General features: G+C 60.0%; 18 protein-coding genes. 9 read left to right on the top strand and 9 right to left on the bottom strand.

The genetic code is table 11. The features are described from left to right. Window positions 1-218 precede the first annotated feature (218 nt). A complete protein-coding gene (gene trxB, locus HKK55_RS01250; protein WP_169352998.1) occupies window positions 219-1181 on the bottom strand; it encodes a thioredoxin-disulfide reductase in 963 nt (320 codons plus the stop codon). A gap of 293 nt (window positions 1182-1474) precedes the next feature. Between trxB and cysZ the strand changes: the two genes are divergently transcribed. Both cysZ and HKK55_RS01240 read left to right on the top strand, forming a co-directional pair. Further along, a complete protein-coding gene (cysZ, locus tag HKK55_RS01245; protein WP_169352997.1) occupies window positions 1475-2230 on the top strand; it encodes a sulfate transporter CysZ in 756 nt (251 codons plus the stop codon). Between the two features lie 64 nt (window positions 2231-2294). After that, on the top strand, window positions 2295-3497 hold the full coding sequence (locus HKK55_RS01240) for a glycosyltransferase family 1 protein (RefSeq protein WP_169357759.1): 1203 nt from the start codon (window positions 2295-2297) through the stop codon (window positions 3495-3497). Here HKK55_RS01240 and HKK55_RS01235 read toward each other — a convergent pair. The 3 genes from HKK55_RS01235 to HKK55_RS01225 all read right to left on the bottom strand — a co-directional run bounded on the left by HKK55_RS01235 (window position 3466) and on the right by HKK55_RS01225 (window position 5937). After that, a complete protein-coding gene (locus tag HKK55_RS01235) occupies window positions 3466-4569 on the bottom strand; it encodes an NADH:flavin oxidoreductase (RefSeq protein WP_169352996.1) in 1104 nt (367 codons plus the stop codon). The two genes, HKK55_RS01240 and HKK55_RS01235, sit on opposite strands and share 32 nt — an antisense overlap. Before the next feature lie 264 nt (window positions 4570-4833). Beyond that, the gene (locus tag HKK55_RS01230) at window positions 4834-5316 is read right to left on the bottom strand and encodes a glutathione peroxidase (protein ID WP_169352995.1); all 483 of its coding nucleotides are present in this window, start codon (window positions 5314-5316) and stop codon (window positions 4834-4836) included. Window positions 5317-5451: 135 nt separating this feature from the next. After that, window positions 5452-5937, bottom strand: a complete 486-nt coding sequence (locus HKK55_RS01225) for a peptidylprolyl isomerase (protein WP_017476012.1) — start codon at window positions 5935-5937, stop codon at window positions 5452-5454. On the opposite strand from HKK55_RS01225, the gene HKK55_RS01220 reads away from it, so the two are divergent. The 3 genes from HKK55_RS01220 to HKK55_RS01210 all read left to right on the top strand — a co-directional run bounded on the left by HKK55_RS01220 (window position 5906) and on the right by HKK55_RS01210 (window position 9306). Beyond that, window positions 5906-6244: a DUF3565 domain-containing protein gene (locus HKK55_RS01220; RefSeq protein WP_169352994.1), complete on the top strand. Its 339-nt coding sequence runs from the start codon at window positions 5906-5908 to the stop codon at window positions 6242-6244. The two genes, HKK55_RS01225 and HKK55_RS01220, sit on opposite strands and share 32 nt — an antisense overlap. A 62-nt stretch (window positions 6245-6306) precedes the next feature. After that, a complete protein-coding gene (gene pta / locus HKK55_RS01215) occupies window positions 6307-8406 on the top strand; it encodes a phosphate acetyltransferase (protein WP_169352993.1) in 2100 nt (699 codons plus the stop codon). Beyond that, window positions 8407-9306: an acyltransferase gene (locus HKK55_RS01210; protein ID WP_169352992.1), complete on the top strand. Its 900-nt coding sequence runs from the start codon at window positions 8407-8409 to the stop codon at window positions 9304-9306. 178 nt (window positions 9307-9484) lie between these two features. On the opposite strand, the gene cysN is transcribed toward HKK55_RS01210, so the two are convergent. The 3 genes from cysN to HKK55_RS01195 form a co-directional block, all read right to left on the bottom strand. Then, window positions 9485-11383, bottom strand: a complete 1899-nt coding sequence (gene cysN / locus HKK55_RS01205) for a sulfate adenylyltransferase subunit CysN (RefSeq protein WP_169352991.1) — start codon at window positions 11381-11383, stop codon at window positions 9485-9487. 9 nt (window positions 11384-11392) lie between these two features. Next, entirely contained in the window at window positions 11393-12310 is a 918-nt protein-coding gene (cysD, locus tag HKK55_RS01200) for a sulfate adenylyltransferase subunit CysD (RefSeq protein ID WP_169352990.1), read from the bottom strand. Between the two features lie 285 nt (window positions 12311-12595). Beyond that, window positions 12596-13354, bottom strand: coding sequence for a Nif3-like dinuclear metal center hexameric protein (locus HKK55_RS01195; RefSeq protein ID WP_169352989.1), 759 nt, complete (start codon window positions 13352-13354; stop codon window positions 12596-12598). A gap of 103 nt (window positions 13355-13457) precedes the next feature. Here HKK55_RS01195 and algW point away from each other — a divergent pair, with 103 nt between their 5' ends. The 3 genes from algW to HKK55_RS01180 all read left to right on the top strand — a co-directional run bounded on the left by algW (window position 13458) and on the right by HKK55_RS01180 (window position 17569). Next, window positions 13458-14612: a Do family serine endopeptidase AlgW gene (gene algW, locus HKK55_RS01190; protein WP_169352988.1), complete on the top strand. Its 1155-nt coding sequence runs from the start codon at window positions 13458-13460 to the stop codon at window positions 14610-14612. 113 nt (window positions 14613-14725) lie between these two features. Then, the gene (locus tag HKK55_RS01185; RefSeq protein ID WP_169352987.1) at window positions 14726-16837 is read left to right on the top strand and encodes a TonB-dependent siderophore receptor; all 2112 of its coding nucleotides are present in this window, start codon (window positions 14726-14728) and stop codon (window positions 16835-16837) included. A gap of 12 nt (window positions 16838-16849) precedes the next feature. Further along, a complete protein-coding gene (locus tag HKK55_RS01180) occupies window positions 16850-17569 on the top strand; it encodes a DUF4198 domain-containing protein (protein WP_169352986.1) in 720 nt (239 codons plus the stop codon). 144 nt (window positions 17570-17713) lie between these two features. Here HKK55_RS01180 and hemH read toward each other — a convergent pair whose 3' ends face one another. Together hemH and HKK55_RS01170 are read right to left on the bottom strand one after the other, a co-directional pair. Beyond that, on the bottom strand, window positions 17714-18736 hold the full coding sequence (hemH, locus tag HKK55_RS01175; RefSeq protein ID WP_169352985.1) for a ferrochelatase: 1023 nt from the start codon (window positions 18734-18736) through the stop codon (window positions 17714-17716). Window positions 18737-18750: 14 nt separating this feature from the next. Beyond that, window positions 18751-19650: a TIGR01777 family oxidoreductase gene (locus HKK55_RS01170; protein WP_169352984.1), complete on the bottom strand. Its 900-nt coding sequence runs from the start codon at window positions 19648-19650 to the stop codon at window positions 18751-18753. A gap of 210 nt (window positions 19651-19860) precedes the next feature. Between HKK55_RS01170 and HKK55_RS01165 the strand changes: the two genes are divergently transcribed. Further along, complete coding sequence (locus HKK55_RS01165; RefSeq protein WP_169352983.1) at window positions 19861-20844, top strand: NAD(P)/FAD-dependent oxidoreductase; 984 nt, start codon at window positions 19861-19863, stop codon at window positions 20842-20844. Window positions 20845-20995 lie beyond the last annotated feature (151 nt).

Raw genomic sequence — 20995 nt, 5'->3', positions numbered from 1 at the left:
AAAAACCGGCCTCGCAGCCTAATGCCAGTCAGTTAAGAAGTAGAAGGGGGTAAAAAGTAACCTGTGGCGAGGGAGCTTGCTCCCGTTGGACTGCGCAGCAGTCCCATTTTTGGGGCCGCTTCGCGACCCAACGGGAGCAAGCTCCCTCGCCACAGGTACAGTGTTCGCCCTTAACTGACTGGCATTAGCCTCGCAGCCGGTTTTTTCATTTCAACGGTTTAGAACGAAGCGTCCTTCAACCCGTCGAGGTAACGCTCGGCATCCAGTGCCGCCATGCAGCCCGCGCCGGCGGAGGTGATCGCCTGGCGGTAAACGTGGTCAGCCACGTCACCGGCAGCGAAGATGCCTTCGATGTTGGTGGCAGTAGCGTTGCCTTCACGGCCGCCCTGCACGATCAGGTAACCGTCTTTGGCATCCAACACGCCTTCGAACAATGAGGTGTTCGGGGTGTGGCCGATGGCGATGAACACACCGTCGACAGTCAGTTCGTCGAAGCTGCCGTCGTTGTTCTTCAGGCGAGCACCGGTCACGCCCATGTTGTCGCCCAGGACTTCATCCAGGGTGGCGTTGAGCTTGAGGATGATCTTGCCTTCGGCAACCCGGGCGTGCAGCTTGTCGATCAGGATCTTCTCGGCGCGGAAAGTCTCGCGGCGGTGAACCAGGGTCACGGTGCTGGCAATGTTCGCCAGGTACAGCGCTTCTTCGACGGCGGTGTTGCCACCACCGACTACGGCAACGGGTTTGTTGCGATAGAAGAAACCGTCGCACGTGGCGCAGGCGGAAACGCCCTTGCCCATGAATGCTTCTTCCGACGGCAGGCCCAGGTAGCGGGCGCTGGCGCCGGTGGCGATGATCAGCGCGTCACAGGTGTAGACGCCGCTGTCGCCGGTCAGGCTGTAAGGCTTTTTCGAGAAGTCGACAGCGTTGATGTGATCGAAGACGATTTCGGTCTCGAAGCGCTCAGCGTGCTCTTTCATGCGTTCCATCAGCACCGGACCGGTCAGGCCATGGACATCGCCCGGCCAGTTGTCGACTTCGGTGGTGGTGGTCAGTTGACCGCCCGCCTGCATGCCGGTGATCAGCAGCGGCTTGAGGTTGGCCCGGGCTGCGTAGACAGCAGCGCTGTAACCGGCAGGGCCGGAACCGAGAATAATCACTCGCGAATGACGGGTATCAGACATGACTCACTCCTATCGACCGCCCGGACAACAGAACGGCTGGAATAAAAAAGGACCGCGAAGCACTTGGGGAAGGCTTGAACTCGCAGGCCCTGAAAAATAATGGGTGCAGCGTATCGAGGGGGGCAAGATTAAGGAAATACGGAATAACAATCCAGCTCATAGGTGGTCTCTATGCAGTCGTCTCTATTAATCGACGCCTTTGTTACCGTTAGTGTCGACATGTTGACCCCGCTTTCGCCTTTCAGGCAAAGCCGGTAAGGTCGGCGCGTTCGTCCCTTTGACCGGAGTTATCCATGCCCGCCCCCGCTCTCTCAGGCCCGCAATACCTGCGCGAAGGCCTCAAACTGGTGCTCAGCCCCGGCCTGCGCCTGTTCGTGCTGCTGCCGCTGGCAATCAACTTGATACTGTTCGTCGGATTGATCTACTTCGCCGGCCATCAGTTCAGCCTGTGGGTCGACACGCTGATGCCGACCCTGCCGAGTTGGCTGAGCTTCCTGAATTATCTCCTGTGGCCGCTGTTCGTGGTGCTGGTGGTACTGATGGTGTTTTTCACCTTCACCATGCTCGCCAACATCATCGCCGCGCCGTTCAACGGATTTCTCGCGGAAAAGGTCGAAGTGGTAGTGCGCGGCACCGACGACTTCCCACCCTTCAGTTGGGCAGAGTTGGCAGCCATGGTCCCCCGCACCCTGGCCCGGGAAATGCGCAAGCTGGGTTACTTCCTGCCACGGGCCATCGGCCTGTTTATCCTGTCGTTCATTCCGGTGGTCAACCTGGTGGCTGCACCGCTGTGGTTGCTGTTCGGGGTGTGGATGATGGCGATCCAGTACATCGACTACCCGGCGGATAACCACAAACTGGGCTGGAACGAAATGCTCGCCTGGCTGCGCCAGAAACGCTGGCAGAGCATGAGCTTCGGCGGGATCGTCTACCTGGTGTTGCTGGTGCCGGTGGTCAACCTGCTGATGATGCCGGCGGCAGTGGCTGGAGCGACGCTATTCTGGGTGCGCGAGCAAGGTGCCGAGGCGATGGCAGTGAAGAAGGCCTGAGCTGTCATAAATCCATCATCCAGATGACACAATGACGACATGGCCCGCGCCGACACTGGGGGCCATGACGAGCGCTTTGCTGCATATCACCCTGATTACCGAAACCTTCCCGCCGGAGATCAACGGGGTGGCCAATACCCTTGGCCGCCTGTGTGACGGTTTGCGCGCACGCGGCCATCAGGTGGAACTGATCCGTCCTCGCCAGGGCAGCGATCAAAGCCGGCCCAGCGATGATGGCTTGATGCTGTGCCGTGGCTGGCCGTTGCCTGGCTATCCGGGCCTGCAATGGGGGCAATCGTCGATGCACAAGTTGCTGCGGCGCTGGAAACGCCAGCGTCCGGACGTGTTGTACATCGCCACCGAAGGCCCGCTGGGTTTGTCGGCGCTACGAGCAGCACGGCGGCTGGGGATCCGCGTGGTCAGCGGCTTTCATACCAATTTCCAGCAGTACTCCAACCAGTACGGCCTGGGCATGCTGAGTCGGGTGCTGACCCACTACTTGCGCTGGTTTCACAACCGTTCGACCTTGACCCTGGTGCCCAGCGCCAGCCAACGGCTGGAACTGGAGCGCCGCCACTTCGAGCGACTGGGCATGCTGGCAAGAGGTGTCGACAGCCAGCTGTTCCACCCGGCCAAGCGCGACAATGACTTGCGTGAGGGTTGGGGGCTGGGCAACGACGATATCGCCGTACTGCACGTTGGGCGCCTGGCTCAGGAAAAGAACCTGGGCGTGCTCAAGCGTTGTTTCGATTCGCTGCAAGCCACTTATCCACAGCGTCAGTTAAAACTGATCATCGTCGGCGATGGCCCGCAACGGGTGATGTTGGAGAAAACGCTACCAGAGGCGATTTTCTGCGGCACTCAACGCGGCGAAGAGCTTGCCAGGCATTACGCCTCGGGCGATCTGTTCCTGTTTCCCAGCCTCACCGAGACCTTTGGCAACGTGGTTTTGGAGGCCATGGCCTCAGGGCTCGGCGTGGTGGCCTACGACCAGGCGGCCGCGACCCAGCATATCCGCCATGGTCACAACGGTGTGCTGGCGATGCCCGGGGATGAGGACGCGTTTTGTGACGCGACCAACTGGCTGCTGGACGGGCGCGAGCACTTGCGCCGGGTGCGACTCAATGCTCGGCAACACGCCAGCCGTCAGGGATGGCCGGCGATTATCGAGCAGTTTGAGCAGCAGTTGCGTGGTGTGTGCGTGGACGAGCAGGCGCTCCCCGTCCTGCCGCCGCTTATACCAGGGTCATCAGTGCCTCACGACTGAACGGCAAGATATCGCCCTCACGCCCTTCGCGGACCTTCACCGCCCAATCCGGATCCACCAGCAACGCACGACCGACCGCCACCAGATCGAACTCGTCGTTGTTCAGGCGCTCCAGCAGTTTTTCCAGGCTCGCTGGCTGGGCGATCTTGTCGGTGTTGACCATGAACTGCAGAAACTCGCCATCCAGGCCGACGCTGCCCACGGTAATGGTGGGTTTACCAGTGAGCTTGCGGGTCCAGCCGGCCAGGTTCAGGTCGGAGCCTTCGAACTCCGGCTCCCAGAAACGGCGGGTGGAGCAGTGGAAGATATCCACGCCCGCATCAGCCAATGGCTTGAGGAAATCGCCAAGGGCTTCAGGGGTTTGTACCAGGCGCGCGGTGTAGTCCTGCTGCTTCCATTGCGAGAAACGCAAGATGATCGGGAAGTCCGGGCCCACGGCGGCGCGGACCGCTTGAATCAATTCAATGGCAAAGCGCGAGCGGTTGGCCAGGTTGCCACCGTACTCGTCGGTACGCTGGTTGCTGCCTTCCCAGAAGAACTGGTCCACGAGATAACCGTGGGCGCCGTGGATTTCCACACCGTCCATGCCGATGCGTTGGGCATCCTTGGCGGCCTGGGCGAAGGCAGCGATCACCTCCTTGATGTCCTGGACCGTCATGCCATGGACCACGACCTTGCCGTCCTTGAGTTTCTCGGTCGGCCCATAACCCGGAACGCTGGCATCCGGCTCGGTGCCGATGCGACGCACACTGCCCACATGCCACAGTTGCGGGACAATCTTGCCGCCTTCGGCGTGCACGGCGTCGACTACTTTCTTCCAGCCGGCCAACGCAGCTTCACCGTAGAAATGCGGTACGTTCGGGTAGCCATTGGAGGCCTGATGGCCGACCACGGTGCCCTCGGTGATGATCAGACCCACACCGGCTGCGGCACGGCGACGGTAGTACTCGATAACTTTCGAATTGGGCACGCCACCCGGGGAAAACGAACGGGTCATGGGCGCCATGACCACGCGGGTCGACAATTGCAGTGCACCGAGCTGGAAGGGTTTGAACAAGGCTTGGACAGGCATGGGAGCACTCCACGAGAAAGGGGTTTTATGACGTGGATAATATGGGCAGTGCGCGGCGCTGAACAGCACTATTGATTGTGGTGATTAAGGGGTAAAAGCACGAAGGACTGTGGCGAGGGGGCTTGCCCCCGTTGGGCTGCGCAGCGGCCCTAAGCCGGGCAACCTGTTCTCTCTGGTGTATGCAGTGACTTTATTGGGGCCGCTTCGCAGCCCAACGGGGGCAAGCCCCTCGCCACAACAAGCCCCCACTACAACAATGGTGTATCAGGCCAGGGCTTTTTCGATGGCTTGAACAATGGTCGGATCATCCGGAGCAGTACGGGGCGAGAAACGCGCCAGTACCCGACCGTCCTTGCCCAGCAGGAATTTTTCGAAGTTCCAGGTGATATCCCCAGGAAACTCGGCGCCCTCGCCCGCCAGCAAACGGTACAACTGGTGACGCTCAGGCCCATTGACCTCAAGCTTGCTGCCCAGGGGAAAGCTCACGCCATAGTTAAGGCTGCAGAACGCCTGGATCTCCTCTTCGGTACCCGGCTCCTGGCCCGCAAACTGATTGCACGGCAGGCCCAGCACGGTGAAACCCTGGCCCTTGTATTGCTGATAGAGGTTTTCCAGCGCCGCATATTGCGGTGTCAGCCCACATTTGGAGGCGACGTTGACCACCAGCACGACTTGCCCCTTGAAGGGCGCCAGAGGCAGCTCCTGACCATTGAGGCCAGTCAGATTAAGGTCGTGGAAAGCACTCATGACGAACTCCAGATATCCATGTTCTTCGCGTAACAGCGGTTTGAGATTACAACCGCCAAGTCGGCAATAATAGCTGCCGATCAAAAAAGGCGCCCGAAGGCGCCTTTTTCCAACTGACAGACCTTAGCCCATCAATTAATGGTGATGACCGCCTTCACCGTGGACGTGACCGTGGGCCACTTCTTCCTGGGAAGCGTCGCGGATAGCCACGATCTTGACCTGGAAGTTCAGGCGCTGGCCAGCCAACGGGTGGTTGCCGTCAACGGTGACATCGTCGCCGTCCAGGTCACGGATGGTGACGATCTGCATCTGGCCATCTGGAGCGGAAGCGTGGAACTGCATGCCCACTTCCAGTTCATCAACACCTTCGAACATGCTGCGGCTCAGGGTGCTGACCAGTTCGGCGGAGTATTCACCGTAGGCATCTTCAGGTTCTACGGCAACGGTCAGTTCATCACCGACCTCTTTGCCTTCCAGAGCCTTTTCCAGGCCCGGGATAATGTTACCTGCGCCTTGCAGGTAGACCAGCGGCGCGCCGCCGGCAGAACTGTCGATGACCTCACCAGCGTCGTTGGTCAGGGTATAGTCAATGGAGACAGCCTTATTGGCGGCGATCGGCATGGGGCGAGACCTTTTGCATAAGAATGAAGAACGGACAAGTCTAAACAAGGATTTGCCCGAAAGCGAACAGAACCCGGACAAACGGGGTCGAACAAGCGACTCGACGGTCATGGGTTTTCATCAGGATGAAGACCAACACTGGGTCGTCGAGCTTTCCTGCGGCCACACCCAACACCTGCGCCACCAGCCGCCGTGGCAATCCCGGGCCTGGGTCAATGACCCTGCGCAACGCCTTGAAAAAATAGGCCGGCCCTTTGCGTGTGGCTGGTGTGCGCAGGACTCAGATAGAGATAACCTTGGCACTTGATTCCCCCGGTAGGCCATCAGCTATAGACAGCCACCGAAGCCATGCACCTCCAGAGAATTCGCATGCAGACTTTTTTTATCGCGCCCACCGATTTTGGTGTGGGTCTGACCTCCATCAGCCTTGGGCTGGTGCGCACCCTTGAACGGGCCGGACTGAAAGTCGGCTTCTTCAAACCCATTGCCCAGCCGCATCCCGGCGATACGGGGCCGGAGCGTTCTACCGAGCTGGTAGCCCGTACCCATGGCCTGAAACCGCCACAGCCGCTGGGCCTGGCCCACGTCGAGCGCATGCTCGGCGACGGCCAGTTGGATGAGTTGCTGGAAGAAATCATCACCCTTTACCAGCAAGCAGCCGTGGGCAAGGACGTGCTGATCGTCGAAGGCATGGTGCCAACCCGCAGCGCCAGCTATGCCGCACGGGTCAACCTGCACCTGGCGAAAAGCCTGGATGCCGAAGTGATTCTGGTCTCGGCGCCGGAAAACGAAGTGCTGACCGAGCTGTCCGGCCGCGTGGAACTGCAGGCCCAACTGTTTGGCGGCCCGAAAGACCCGAAAGTCCTCGGTGTGATCCTCAACAAGGTGCGCACCGAGGAAAGCATGGAGGCGTTCTCCGCGCGGCTCAAAGAGCATTCGCCATTGTTGCGCAGCGGTGATTTCCGCCTGCTGGGCTGCATTCCCTACCAGCCGGAACTCAACGCCCCGCGCACCCGCGACGTGGCTGACCTGATGGGCGCGCAAATCCTCAACGCCGGCGACTACGAAACCCGGCGCATGACCAAAATCATCATCTGCGCCCGCACCATGCGCAACACCGTGGAGCTGCTCAAGCCTGGTGTGCTGGTGGTAACGCCGGGGGATCGCGATGACATCATCCTCGCCGTCAGCCTCGCCGCCATCAACGGCGTGCCCCTGGCCGGCCTGCTGCTGACCAGCGACACCCTGCCCGACCCACGCATCATGGACCTGTGCCGTGGTGCCTTCCAGGCCGGGCTACCGGTGTTGTCGGTAAGCACTGGCTCTTACGACACCGCCAACCTGCTCAACAGCCTGAACAAGGAAATCCCGATTGATGACCGCGAACGTGCGGAGATCATCACCGACTTCGTCGCCAGCCACCTCGACGCCCGCTGGTTGCACCAACGCTGTGGCACGCCTCGGGAGATGCGCCTGTCGCCGGCGGTGTTCCGTTATCAATTGATCCAGCGCGCCCAGGCGGCCAACAAGCGCATCGTCCTGCCCGAAGGCAGCGAGCCGTTGACCGTGCAGGCCGCCGCGATCTGCCAGGCACGAGGCATCGCCCGTTGCGTGTTGCTGGCCAAACCTGCGGACGTGGAAGCGGTAGCCCGGGCGCAAGGTATCGAGCTGCCCGAAGGCTTGGAGATTCTCGACCCGGACCTGATTCGCCAACGCTATGTCGAGCCCATGGTGGCCTTGCGCAAAAGCAAAAGTCTCAACGCTCCGATGGCCGAGCAGCAACTGGAAGACACCGTGGTGATCGCCACCATGATGCTCGCGCTGGATGAAGTCGACGGCCTGGTCTCCGGCGTCATCCACTCCACCGCCAACACCATCCGCCCGGCTTTGCAGCTGATTAAAACCGCGCCAGGCTGCACCTTGGTGTCGTCGGTATTTTTCATGCTGTTCCCCGAGCAGGTGCTGGTCTACGGCGACTGCGTGATGAACCCCCACCCAAGCGCCGCAGAGCTTGCGGAAATTGCCCTGCAAAGTGCCGACTCGGCTGCCGCATTCGGTATCACGCCTCGGGTGGCGATGATCAGCTATTCCAGTGGTGATTCGGCCAGCGGCGAAGAAGTGGAAAAGGTTCGTGAAGCCACGCTGCTCGCCCACGAAGCCCAAAGCTCGCTGCTGATCGACGGCCCGTTGCAATACGACGCCGCCGCCAACGAAACCGTTGCCCGGCAACTGGCCCCCAACAGCCTGGTCGCCGGCAAGGCCACGGTGTTCGTGTTCCCCGACCTGAACACCGGCAACACCACCCACAAAGCGGTGCAACGCAGTGCCGATTGCGTCAGCCTGGGGCCGATGCTGCAAGGCCTGCGCAAACCGGTGAACGACCTGCCCCGCGGGGCCCAGGTGGACGACATCGTGTACACCATCGCTCTGACTGCGATTCAAGCCGCCAACCGACCTATGGATGTCTAAATGCTGGATTTTCTACCTGCCGCCGTGCGCGGGGTGATCGCCTCGCTGTTGTTGGCGTTGAACACGATCCTGCTGTGTTCGTTCCTGTTTATCGTGGCGTTGTTCAAGCTGCTGCCGTTTGCCAAGCGCTTCAGCGAATGGCTGATGAACCACACCCACGAGGCATGGATCGGTAACAACAAGGCCTGGATGAACCTGGTGCGCCGCACCCGCTGGCACCTGACCGGCCTTGAGGGGTTGGACTACGAGCATTCTTATCTGGTGACCAGTAACCACCAGAGCTGGGTCGACATCATGGTGCTGCAATACGTGCTTAACCGCCGTATCCGTCCGCTGAAGTTTTTCCTGAAGCAGGAGTTGATTTGGGTCCCGGTGATCGGTCTGGCCTGGTGGGCTTTGGGCTTCCCGTTCATGAAGCGCTACACCAAGGCCTACTTGGAAAAGCATCCGGAGAAGAAAGGCAAGGACCTGGAAACCACCCGCAAGACCTGCGCAAAGTTTCGCGACAACCCGGTGGGGATTTTCAACTTTGCCGAGGGCACTCGGTTTACCGTGGGTAAGCATGCACAGCAGAAGTCGCCGTTTCGCTATTTGCTCAAGCCCAAGGCCGGTGGCATTGCCTTTGTGCTGGATGCCATGGGTGAACAGCTGAAGTCGCTGGTGAACGTGACCATTCACTACCCTGGCGGGCGTCCCGGGTATTGGGATTTGCTGTGCGGGAATGTGAAAGACGTGGTGGTGCAGTTTGAAGAAGTGCAGATCCCTGTGCAGTTCATTGGTAAGAACTATGAGCAGGATGGGGAATATCGGTTGGAATTCCAGGGGTGGATCAATGGGTTGTGGGAGGAGAAAGACGAATTGCTCGCCAAATTGCACACAGATTTGCCAGGCAAACGGTAATTAAAATGTGGGAGCGGGCTTGCTCGCGAAAGCAGAGTGTCAGCCAATACATGTATGACTGATACACCGCTTTCGCGAGCAAGCCCGCTCCCACATTTGACCGAGTTGTTTTCAAGGCCCCACAAAAAAGCCCGCCACCGAGTGATCGATGGCGGGCTTTTTTGTGCAGCTCTGAAGCTTAAATCGCGCCGCGCTGACGCAACAGCTCCAGCACTTGCTTGACGCTTTCTTCCAGCGACAACACCTGGGTGTCGATCACCAGATCGGCATTCAGTGGCACGTCATACGGGAAGGACTCGCCCGGGATGTTATCCCCGCCCGCTGCATACAAGCCTTGCGGATCACGCTCGGCACACACCAGCGGCGAAGCCTGCACGTACACGGTCAGCAAACGATCGCCGCCGATCAGCGCCTTGGCCTGTTCACGACCTTCAGCATCTGGGGCAACGAAGGCGGCCAGCGTCAGCAAGCCGGCTTCGTTGAACTGACGCGCAACGTGAGCAGCACGACGCCAGTTCTCGGTACGCCCGGCCCGGTCCTGTGGCAAACCTTTATTCAGATCATGGCGCAGGTTCTGCCCATCGAGCACAAACACCGCACGGCCCATGTCGAACAGCTTGCGTTCAACCGCGTAGGCCAGGGTGCTTTTGCCGGCGCCAGACAGACCGCTGAACAACACGGTAGCCGGTTGCTGGCCGAAGCGCTGGGCGCGCTCTTCAGTGGCAACGTGCGCCAACTTGCCGTGCTGCGCCGCGCTGCCGTGAGTCACAGGCTGCGCGATGATCATGCCCGCCGCCACGGTGCCGTTGGTCAAACGGTCGATGACGATGAACGAACCCGTGGTGCGGTTGCTGGCGTAACCATCGAGGGCGATGGCCGCATCGAGGCTGACCTTGACCCGGCCGATCTCGTTCAACTGCAAGGCACTGGCAGGCCCTTCGGCCAAGGTGTTCACATCCACGCGATGCACAATGCTGGTAATGGAACCCGGCACGTAGCTGGTGGCGCGTTTGATGTCGTATTTCTTGCCCGGCAGCATCGGTTCTTCGGCCATCCACACCAGCATGGCGTCGAAGGTGTCGGTCACTTGCGGCACATTGTCGGCATGCACCAGCAGGTCGCCACGGGAGATGTCGATCTCGTCTTCCATGGTCAGGGTCACGGCCTGGCCGGGGCCGGCGTGCTCCAGTTCACCTTCGAAGGTGACGATGGATTTGACGCGGCTGCTCTTGCCCGACGGCAGCACCACGACTTCGTCGCCCTTGTGAACGATGCCGCTGGCCAGGGTACCGGCGAAACCACGGAAGTTCAGGTTCGGACGGTTGACGTACTGCACCGGGAAACGCAAGTCGGTGTAGTTGCGATCGTTGGCGATCTCGACGGTTTCGAGGATCTCCATCAGCGACTGGCCGGTGTACCAAGGCGAACGCTCGCTCTTGTTCACCACGTTGTCGCCCTTGAGGGCCGACATCGGCACAAACGCCATGGTGCTCGGCTTGAACGCGATACCTTCGGCGAACTTCAGGTAATCGGCCTTGATCGACTCGAACACACGTTGGTCAAAGCCATTGATGTCCATCTTGTTGACGGCCACCACGATGTGTTTGATGCCCAGCAACGAGGCGATAAAGCTGTGGCGACGGGTCTGGGTCTGCACGCCGTAGCGGGCGTCGATCAGAATGATCGCCAGGTCACAGGTGGAGGCACCGGTGGCCATATTGCGGGTGTACTGTTCATGGCCAGGGGTGTCGGCGATGATGAATTTGCGCTTGGCGGTGGAGAAATAGCGGTAGGCAACATCAATGGTGATGCCCTGCTCACGCTCGGCCTGCAGGCCGTCGACCAGCAATGCCAGGTCGATATCGTCACCGGTGGTGCCGACTTTCTTCGAATCGCGGGTGATGGCTTCCAGATGGTCTTCGTAGATCATCTTGGAGTCGTGCAGCAGGCGCCCGATCAGGGTGCTCTTGCCGTCGTCGACGTTGCCACAGGTCAGAAAGCGCAGCATTTCCTTGCGTTCGTGCTGGCCCAGGTAGGCGAGGATGTCCTCGCTGATCAAATCAGATTGATGCGACATGACAACCCCTTAGAAATAACCCTGACGTTTTTTATCTTCCATGGAGCCGGCGCCATCGTGATCGATGACTCGGCCCTGGCGCTCGGAAGTTCGCGTCAGGAGCATTTCCTGAATGATGTCCGTCAGCGTCTCAGCTTCGGACTCCACCGCGCCCGTCAACGGGTAGCAGCCAAGGGTACGGAAACGCACTTTCTTTTTGACGATTCGGGCTTTGTCCTCGTCGGACAGGTGCTCGAGAATGCGCTCGTCGTCAATCATGATCAGCGTGCCATTCTTCTCGATCACATCGCGTTCGGCGGCGAAGTACAGCGGCACGATCGGGATGCCTTCAAGGTAGATGTACTGCCAGATATCCAGCTCGGTCCAGTTGGACAGCGGGAACACACGGATCGATTCGCCCTTGTTGACGTTGCCGTTGTAGACGTTCCACAGCTCCGGGCGCTGGTTTTTCGGGTCCCAGCGGTGTTTGCTGTCGCGGAACGAGTACACGCGCTCTTTGGCACGGGATTTCTCTTCATCGCGACGGGCACCGCCGAAAGCAGCGTCGAAACCGTACTTGTCGAGGGCCTGTTTCAGGCCTTCGGTCTTCATGATGTCGGTGTGCTTGGCGCTGCCGTGGGTGAAGGGGTTGATACCCTGCGCCACGCCGTCCGGGTTGACGTGGGTGATCAGCTCCAGGCCAAGCTCTTCAACCATACGGTCGCGGAACTTGTACATTTCCTGGAATTTCCACTGGGTGTCGACGTGCATCACCGGAAACGGCAGCTTGCCCGGGAAAAATGCCTTGCGCGCCAGATGCAGCATCACGGCGGAGTCTTTACCGATCGAGTAGAGCATCACCGGGTTATCGAACTCTGCGGCGACCTCGCGGATGATGTGGATGCTTTCCGCCTCCAGCTGTTTCAGATGCGTCAGTTTGTCGACCATGGCTACTCACGGAAAAACGATCTTATGGACGGCCAGCGGGCCGTGTTCGAGCGGGGCATGCTAGCACAGCACCTGCTTCTATTCAGGGAGCCAGCTAGAACGAAACGGTATATGAATATACCGGTGGGTTTGGCCACATGGGCCGGCCGAACTCGGTAAATGTGGGAGTTGTCGAGCCCCAGCGAGGCTGCGATGGGATCGCTGCGGTTTGACAGGTACACCGAGGTAATGCCATCGCAGCCTCGCTGAGGCTCGACAACTCCCACAATTGTTCTATGTCGTCAGCTAGATCGGGTTGGGACAATCGATGAATAGATGTTCGAGAGCAAAGCGTCGGGCCAGGTAATCCCCCAGCGCCTGCACGCCATAACGCTCAGTGGCGTGGTGACCGGCGGCAATGAAGCTGATGTCGTTTTCCCGCGCACTGTGGAAGGTCTGCTCCGACGCTTCGCCACTTAAATACAGGTCAACACCGGCCAGCACGGCCTGATCGATATAACCCTGGCCGCCACCCGTGCACCAGCCGACACGGCGGATCATCTCGCTGCCTTCAATCAGCAATGGCTCACGGCCCATGGCGTCCTGCACGCGGCGGGCAAAGTCGCGGGGTGACACAGGCTCAGCCAGCGAGCCCACCAGGCCGACAATTTTAAGGTTATCCGGGTCCAGCGGGCCTTCGACGGTGATGTCCAGTTGCCGAGCAAGCTGCACGTTGTTGCCGACGTCGGGGTGCAGGTCCAGGGGCAAGTGATAGGCCAGCAAGCTGATGTCGTGCTTGAGCAAGGTTTTCAGGCGCCGCTGCTTCATACCGGTGATGCACGGGCTTTCGCCCTTCCAGAAATAGCCATGGTGCACCAGCACGAGGTCGGCCTGGGCTTCGACCGCCGCGTCCAACAGCGCCTGGCTCGCCGTGACGCCGCTGACGATGCGCCGCACCTGGGGTCGACCCTCGACCTGCAGGCCATTGGGGCAATAATCGGCAATTTTCGCGCTGTTGAGGTAGCGGTCTGCTTCCTCGACTAAGGTGCTCAGGGCGACGGCCATAAAAGACTCCTAAATATCCCGTTCGGAGGCGCTCGCGGCCTCGTATAATGCGCGACATTATGGGCGCTCTTGCGCCCCCTGCAACCTGTCAGGATTTTTCTTAATGCTCAAGGCACTGCGTTTTTTTGGATGGCCATTGTTGGCTGGCGTGCTGATCGCGATGCTGATTATTCAGCGTTATCCACAATGGGTCGGCCTGCCGACCTTTGACGTCAACCTGCAACAAGCACCGCAAACCAGCGCGGTGGTACAAGGCCCGGTGACCTACGCCGATGCCGTCGTCATCGCAGCGCCTGCGGTGGTCAACCTGTACACCACCAAGGTCATCAACAAACCGGCCCATCCACTGTTTGAAGACCCGCAGTTCCGGCGTTTTTTCGGTGACAACTCGCCCAAGCAGCGACGCATGGAGTCGAGCCTGGGCTCCGGGGTGATCATGAGCCCGGAAGGCTACATCCTTACCAATAACCACGTGACCACCGGTGCAGACCAGATCGTCGTGGCCCTGCGTGACGGCCGGGAAACCCTGGCCCGCGTAGTCGGCAGTGACCCGGAAACCGACCTCGCAGTGCTGAAAATCGATTTGAAGAGCCTGCCCTCGATCACCATCGGCCGCTCCGAAAGCCTGCGGGTCGGCGACGTAGCGCTGGCCATTGGCAACCCGTTCGGCGTCGGCCAGACGGTGACCATGGGCATCATCAGCGCCACCGGGCGCAATCAGTTGGGCCTCAACAGCTACGAAGACTTTATCCAGACCGATGCGGCGATCAACCCCGGCAACTCCGGCGGTGCGCTGGTGGATGCCAACGGCAACCTGACCGGGATCAACACGGCGATCTTCTCCAAATCCGGCGGCTCCCAGGGCATCGGCTTCGCGATCCCGGTGAAGCTGGCCATGGAAGTGATGAAGTCGATCATCGAACATGGCCAGGTCATTCGTGGCTGGCTGGGGATTGAAGTGCAGCCGTTGACCAAGGAGTTGGCGGAGTCCTTTGGGCTGACCGGTCGCCCTGGCATCGTGGTCGCCGGGATCTTCCGCGACGGCCCAGCGCAGAAAGCCGGGCTGCAATTGGGTGATGTGATCCTCAGCATCGACGGCGAGCCGGCGGGTGATGGGCGCAAATCGATGAACCAGGTGGCGCGGATCAAACCCACTGACAAGGTCACCATCCAGGTCATGCGCAATGGCAAAGAGCTCAAGCTGTCGGCAGAGATCGGCTTGCGGCCGCCGCCGGCACCGGTGAAAGAAGAGGAATAACCCGCGGCTTGCAGGAGCCTGTGCGCAGGCTCCTGTAACCCAACATTTCAATAAGCATTCATTCTCATCGGTTATGTTATGTTGTTTCAATATCGCTATTGGAACGCTCTACCATGCCGTCTCGAAAATTTGCACCCTTGGCCGGAATCGCCTTGGGTTTGCTGGTGGACCCGGTCTACGCCGAAGACGCCTCCACCGTTGAACTGGACACCATCAGCGTCACCAGTGAGGCATACGAATCCGCCACCAGTCCCGTTAAAGGCTATCGCGCCACTCGTTCCGCCAGCGCCACCAAAACTGACACCGCCATACGCGACATCCCACAGTCCATCAGCGTAATTCCCGCCACGGTGCTTAAAGACCTGGGCAGTACCAACGTCGAACGCGCCCTGGAATTTGCCGGCGGCGTGTCCAAGCAGAACAACTTCGGCGGCCTGACTCTTTACGAATACAGCGTGCGCGGGTTCACCACCTCGGAGTTCTACCAGGACGGTTTCAGCGCCAACCGCGGCTACCCGAGCACCCCGGACGCGGCCAACATCGAACGTGTCGAGGTACTCAAGGGCCCCGCCGCCAGCCTATATGGCCGTGGTGATCCCGGCGGCACCGTGAATATCGTCACCAAGAAGCCGCAGCCCGAAGCCTTCACCACTGTGCAGACCAGCGCCGGCAGCTGGGATCGCTACCGCACCACCCTTGACGTCAACACGCCACTGGACAGCGAAGGCCGCGTGCTGTCGCGGGTCAACCTGGCAGTGGAGGACAATCACAGCTTCCGTGATCACGTGCAAAGCAAGCGGGTGTTCGTCGCACCGTCTTTCAGTTGGCAACTGGACCCGGACACCAGCCTGCTGGTGGAAAGCGAATTCGTGCGCCACAGCTCGACCTTCGACCGAGGCGTCGTCGCGCCCAACAACCGCTGGGGCGGCGTCTCCCGCTCGACCTTCCTCGGCGAACCCAACGATGGCGATATCCGCAACCACAACAACCGCCTGCAAGCGACCCTTGAGCATCACCTCAACGATGCCTGGAAGCTGCGCCTGGCCAGCCATTACAAACAAGGCAGCCTGTGGGGCGACGCCTCGGAGAGTCGCGCGCTGAATGCCGATGGTCACACCATCAACCGCCGCTACCGTGAACGCTCCACCGGTTGGCACGACAGCATTACCCAGCTGGAGCTGCGTGGCCTGTTCGACATCGGCAGTTGGCAACACGAGCTGCTGATTGGTACTGAGTACGAGGATTACCGCAAGAAAGAACGGGTGACCGCCATCGGTGGCAGCAACTACGCGATCGACATCTATAAGCCGATCTACGGCCAGCCCAAGCCCAATGGCGAGCGCTCCGGTACCGACTTCTATGAGCACGTGAAAAGCCAGGCCCTGAACCTGCAAGACCAGATCGTCTTCAGCGACCGCCTGCGGGGCATGATCGGTGCGCGCTTCGAGCACTTCGAACAACGTACCGACGACTACGCCCGCAACCACGCCAAAAGCCGACAAACCCACGATGTCCTGACTCAACGTGCCGGGTTGCTCTACCAACTGACGCCGCAAATGGGCGTGTTCGCCAACGCCTCCACCTCGTTCAAACCCAACAATGGCCTGGACGCCGGCGGTAAATCCTTCAAGCCGGAAGAAGGCGTAGGTTACGAAGTCGGCATCAAGAGCGAACTGTTCGACGACCGCCTGAGCACCACCCTCGCCGCCTTTCATATCGAAAAGGAGAACGTCCTGGCCAGGGACCCGGCTACCGACACCGACCGAGCCATGGGCAAGGCCCGCAGCCAGGGTTTTGACCTGCAACTGACCGGAAAATTGACTGATGCCGTACGGGTTATCGGCGCCTTTGCCTACATCGATGCCGAAGTCACCAAGGGCGACAAAACCATCCCCTCCGGCAGCCAGATTCTCGGCGTGGCCAAGCGCAGCGGCAGTCTGTTGGGGGTGTATGAGTTTCAGGACGGCCTGCTGCGCGGATCCGACCTCGGCGCCGCTTTCACCTACGTCGGTGATCGCTCGGGTGAAGCCGGCGGCAGCTTTGAGTTGCCGGCGTACCACACCGTCGACCTGCTGGCCCATTACAAGGCCAGCGACAACGTCACCGTGGGCCTGAACCTCAACAACCTGTTCGATGAGAAATACTACGAGCGGTCCTACAGCAACTACTGGGTCATGCCCGGGGAACCGCGCAACTTCACCGTCAGCCTGACCCTCAACCTGTAAAAGGACGTCACCATGCTCCCTCTCAAATCATTGGCAGTGCTGGGCCTACTGTTTGCCACCCAGGTATCGGCCCATGGCCTGTGGACCGAACAACGACGCGGCAATATCGAAGTCATCTACGGCCATGGCGCCGAGGACAATGCCTTCAAGGCCCAGAAAATCAGTGGCGCCTGGGCCTACGATGCGGGCGGAAAAATGATCCCGGTCACGGTACAACGTCTGGACGATCATGCCCGCCTGCAACCGCTCAAACCACCCGCCGTGCTGGCGGTAGCGCTGGATAACGGGATGTGGTCGAAGACTGCGGATAACAAGTGGATCAACCAGGGCCGCAGTAAAGTGCCTGGCGCGGTCGAGTCTACCCAGACCTTCAAATACAGCCTGGCGATTTACCAACCCGGGGCGAAATTGCCCAAGCTGGATCAGATCAAGCTGCTGATCCTGCCGGAAGTTGACCCTCTGACCGTAGGCCCGGGCAAATCCTTGCCGGTGCAAGTCCTGCTCGATGGCAAGCCGGCGGCGGGAATCAAGTTGATTGGCGACTACCGCAATGCACCCAACACCTTGAGCACCGAGACCGACGCTGAAGGCCGTGCCCAGGTACTGGTGCGTAATGAAGGGTTGAATGTGATTGCGGCGCAGGTGGAAATCCCGCTGAAAGATAATGCCGACGTGGCGACTCGCGGACTATTCAGTTCGCTGACGTTCCTTGGCGAACCGCACCACGAATAACCCCGCTGACTCAGAGTGAGCACAGTAGTCAATGTGGGAGCGGGCTTGCTCGCGAAAGCGGTGTGCCAGTCAACGGATATATTGACTGAAACACCGCTTTCGCGAGCAAGCCCGCTCCCACATTTGGATCTTCATTCGGCTTGACTACAGCGCTACTGGCGCTCTTTCACACAAGGTATTGAGCGCCACTGCCCACTGCTCGTCATCATTCAAACACGGCACCAGCACCAACTCCTCACCACCCGCTTCGCGGAACTGCTCCAGCCCGCGATCACCTATCTCCTCCAGCGTCTCGATGCAATCGGCCACAAATGCCGGGCACATCACCAGCAACTTCTTCACCCCTTGCCGGGCCAATGCTTCCAGCCGCGCTTCGGTATAGGGTTCGATCCATTTCGCCCGCCCCAGTCGCGATTGGAACGCCACCGACCACTTGCCCTGCGGTAAACCCATACGCTCGGCAAAGTCCCGGGCAACGCTGAAACACTGACCGCGATAACAGGTAGCTCGCACCTGCGGCGAGGCATTGGCGCAGCAATTGGTAGCACCGTCGAACTCATGGCCCGGATTGAGTTTTTTCAGGTGTCGCTCGGGCAGCCCATGGAAGCTGAACAACAGGTGATCGAAGTCCTGCTGCAAGTGTGGCTTGGCACTGGCTACCAGAGCGTCGAGGTATTCCGGCTGGTCGTAGAACGGCTGCAAAATCGAAAACTGGATCGCCAGCTTCTTGTCCCGTACCACACGCTTGGCTTCTTCAACCACTGTGGTCACGGTGCTGTCGGCAAACTGCGGGTACAGCGGCGCCAGGGTGACTTTCTTGATGCCCTGGGCAGCCAGCCGGGTCAGCACGCTCTCAATGGACGGTTCGCCGTAGCGCATCGCCAACTCCACCGGGCCTTGAGTCCACTGCGCCGTCATTTGCTGCTGCAAGCGACGACTAAGGACCACCAGAGGCGAGCCTTCGTCCCACCAGATCGAGGCATAGGCATGGGCCGATTGCTCGGGACGCTTGATCAGGATCAGTGACACCAGTAACCGTCGCACCGGCCATGGCAGGTCGATCACGTAAGGGTCCATCAGGAATTGATTGAGGTAGCTGCGCACATCGGCCACCGAAGTGGAGGCCGGTGAACCCAGGTTGACCAGTAACAACGCGTGATCCGTCATGCAACATCCTATCTCTAGAGGCGGCTGGACAAATCGTCCAGGGCCGCCTGCAACTCAGTAAACTGGAAAGTGAAACCGGCGGCCAACAACCGCTGGGGAATCGCCCGCTGGCCACCCAGCAACAAGCCGGACAACTCGCCCAGGCCGATACGCAAGGCGAAGGCCGGCATGGGCATGAACGCTGGGCGGTGCAGCACGTTGCCCAGCGTCTTGGCGAATTCAAGATTGCGCACCGGCTGCGGCGCGCAGGCATTATAAGGACCCCGGGCGTCAGTCTTGTGCAGAAGAAAATCAATCAGGGCGATTTGATCCTTGATATGCACCCACGGCATCCACTGCCGGCCATTGCCGATAGGCCCGCCCAGCGCCAGTTTGAACGGCAACAGCAGCCGTGACAAAAAGCCGCCCTCGGCGGCCAGGACCAATCCGGTACGCACCAGTACAACTCGAATGCCAATAGCGTCCGCACGCTGGGCGGTTTCTTCCCAGGCAATGCACAACTGGCTGGGGAAATCGTCCAGCACCGGACCGCTGTCTTCGGTCAGTTCGCGCTCACCGCCATCACCGTACCAACCCACGGCAGAACCGGAGATCAATACCCCCGGTTTGTGCTCAAGGCCATCGAGCCAGGCAAGCAGGGTTTCAGTCAGGCCGATCCGGCTGCTCCACAACAATGCCTTGCGTTTGTGGGTCCAGGGCCGACCGGCAATGGGTGCGCCGGCCAGGTTAATCACCGCGTCCACCGGCTCGTTAATGTCCTGCAGACGGGCGACGCCTTGCACCTGGGCACCGCAGAGCTTGGCCACTTGCTCCGGATGACGGCTCCACACACTCAAGCGATGCCCCTGAGCCTGCCAGTACTGGCAGAGCTGGCGGCCGATCAGACCCGTACCGCCCGTCAGCAAAATATGCATGAGTTTTTCCTCGTGTAACGTTCGCCGTCCACCACTGGTCTATTTTATAGACAGGGATCTTTTAAATCGGGCGCAACGTTGGTTTAACCCTCAGGTTTAACCATAGAACACGCCAAACGATCAGGCATGCCAAAACTTATACCAAAAAACAATATTGTACAGCTATTGGTGTCGGCGTAGTCTGTACCCAACGGTAAAACGAGGCCTCCCATGACTGTTCCCATCGCGATCATTGGTACCGGCATCGCCGGACTCTCCGCCGCTCGAGCGTTGAAAGACGCCGGGCATGTTGTACAACTCTTCGATAAAAGCCATGGCAGCGGTGGCCGCATGTCCAGCCAGCGCAGCGACGCCGGCGCACTGGACTTGGGGGCCCAGTATTTCACTGCCCGTGACCGGCGCTTCGTCAATGAAGTACAACGCTGGCAGGCCAATGGTTGGGCCGCAGAGTGGGAGCCCCAGTTGTACAACTTCAAGTCCGGTCAATTCAGCCCCTCACCGGATGAACAGACCCGCTGGGTCGGCACCCCACGCATGAGCGCTATCACTCGGGCGTTGCTGGATGACCTGCCGGTAGAGTTCGGTTGCCGGATCACCGATGTGTTCCAGGGCACACAGCATTGGAACCTGCTGGACGCCGACGGTGGTAACCACGGCCCATTCAGTCACGTCATCATCGCCACCCCGGCGCCGCAAGCCACCGCGCTGCTGGCCGCCGCACCGAAACTGGCAAGTGTCGCCGCCGGCGTGAAGATGGACCCGACCTGGGCCGTTGCCCTGGCCTTCGACACCCCGCTGGACACCCCCATGGAAGGCTGTTTCGTACAGGACAGCCCACTCGACTGGCTGGCCCGCAACCGCAGCAAACCGGGACGCGACACCACCCTCGACACCTGGGTGCTACACGCCACCAGTGCCTGGAGCAAGCAGCATCTGGACTTGCCCAAAGAGGCAGTGATCGAACAGTTGCACGGTGCCTTTGCTGAACTGCTGCACAGCGCCATGCCTGCCCCGATTTTCAGTCTGGCCCACCGCTGGCTCTATGCTCGACCGTCCGGCAGCCATGAATTTGGCGTATTGGCCGACGCCGACCTTGGGCTGTACGTGTGCGGAGACTGGTGCCTCTCAGGCCGGGTCGAGGGCGCTTGGCTCAGTGGCCAGGAAGCGGCACGGCGATTGATCGCGCATCTGTAGCACTGTCGGGTTCCATCGAAACTCATCAGGAACGGCCTTGGCACCCGTACGTAGTCTGGGCTGTAATGGTGGTGCGGGATACATAGCCTCGCTGGCGCTCGACAACTACGGGGGTATGTCCTGAGTCGCCATCTCGCCGCAAATACCTATA

The sequence above is a fragment of the Pseudomonas sp. ADAK18 genome (assembly GCF_012935695.1).
Taxonomy (GTDB): Bacteria; Pseudomonadota; Gammaproteobacteria; order Pseudomonadales; family Pseudomonadaceae; genus Aquipseudomonas.
Note: the sequence above shows the minus strand (reverse complement) of the source record. Positions and strands in the feature narration are given on the sequence as shown.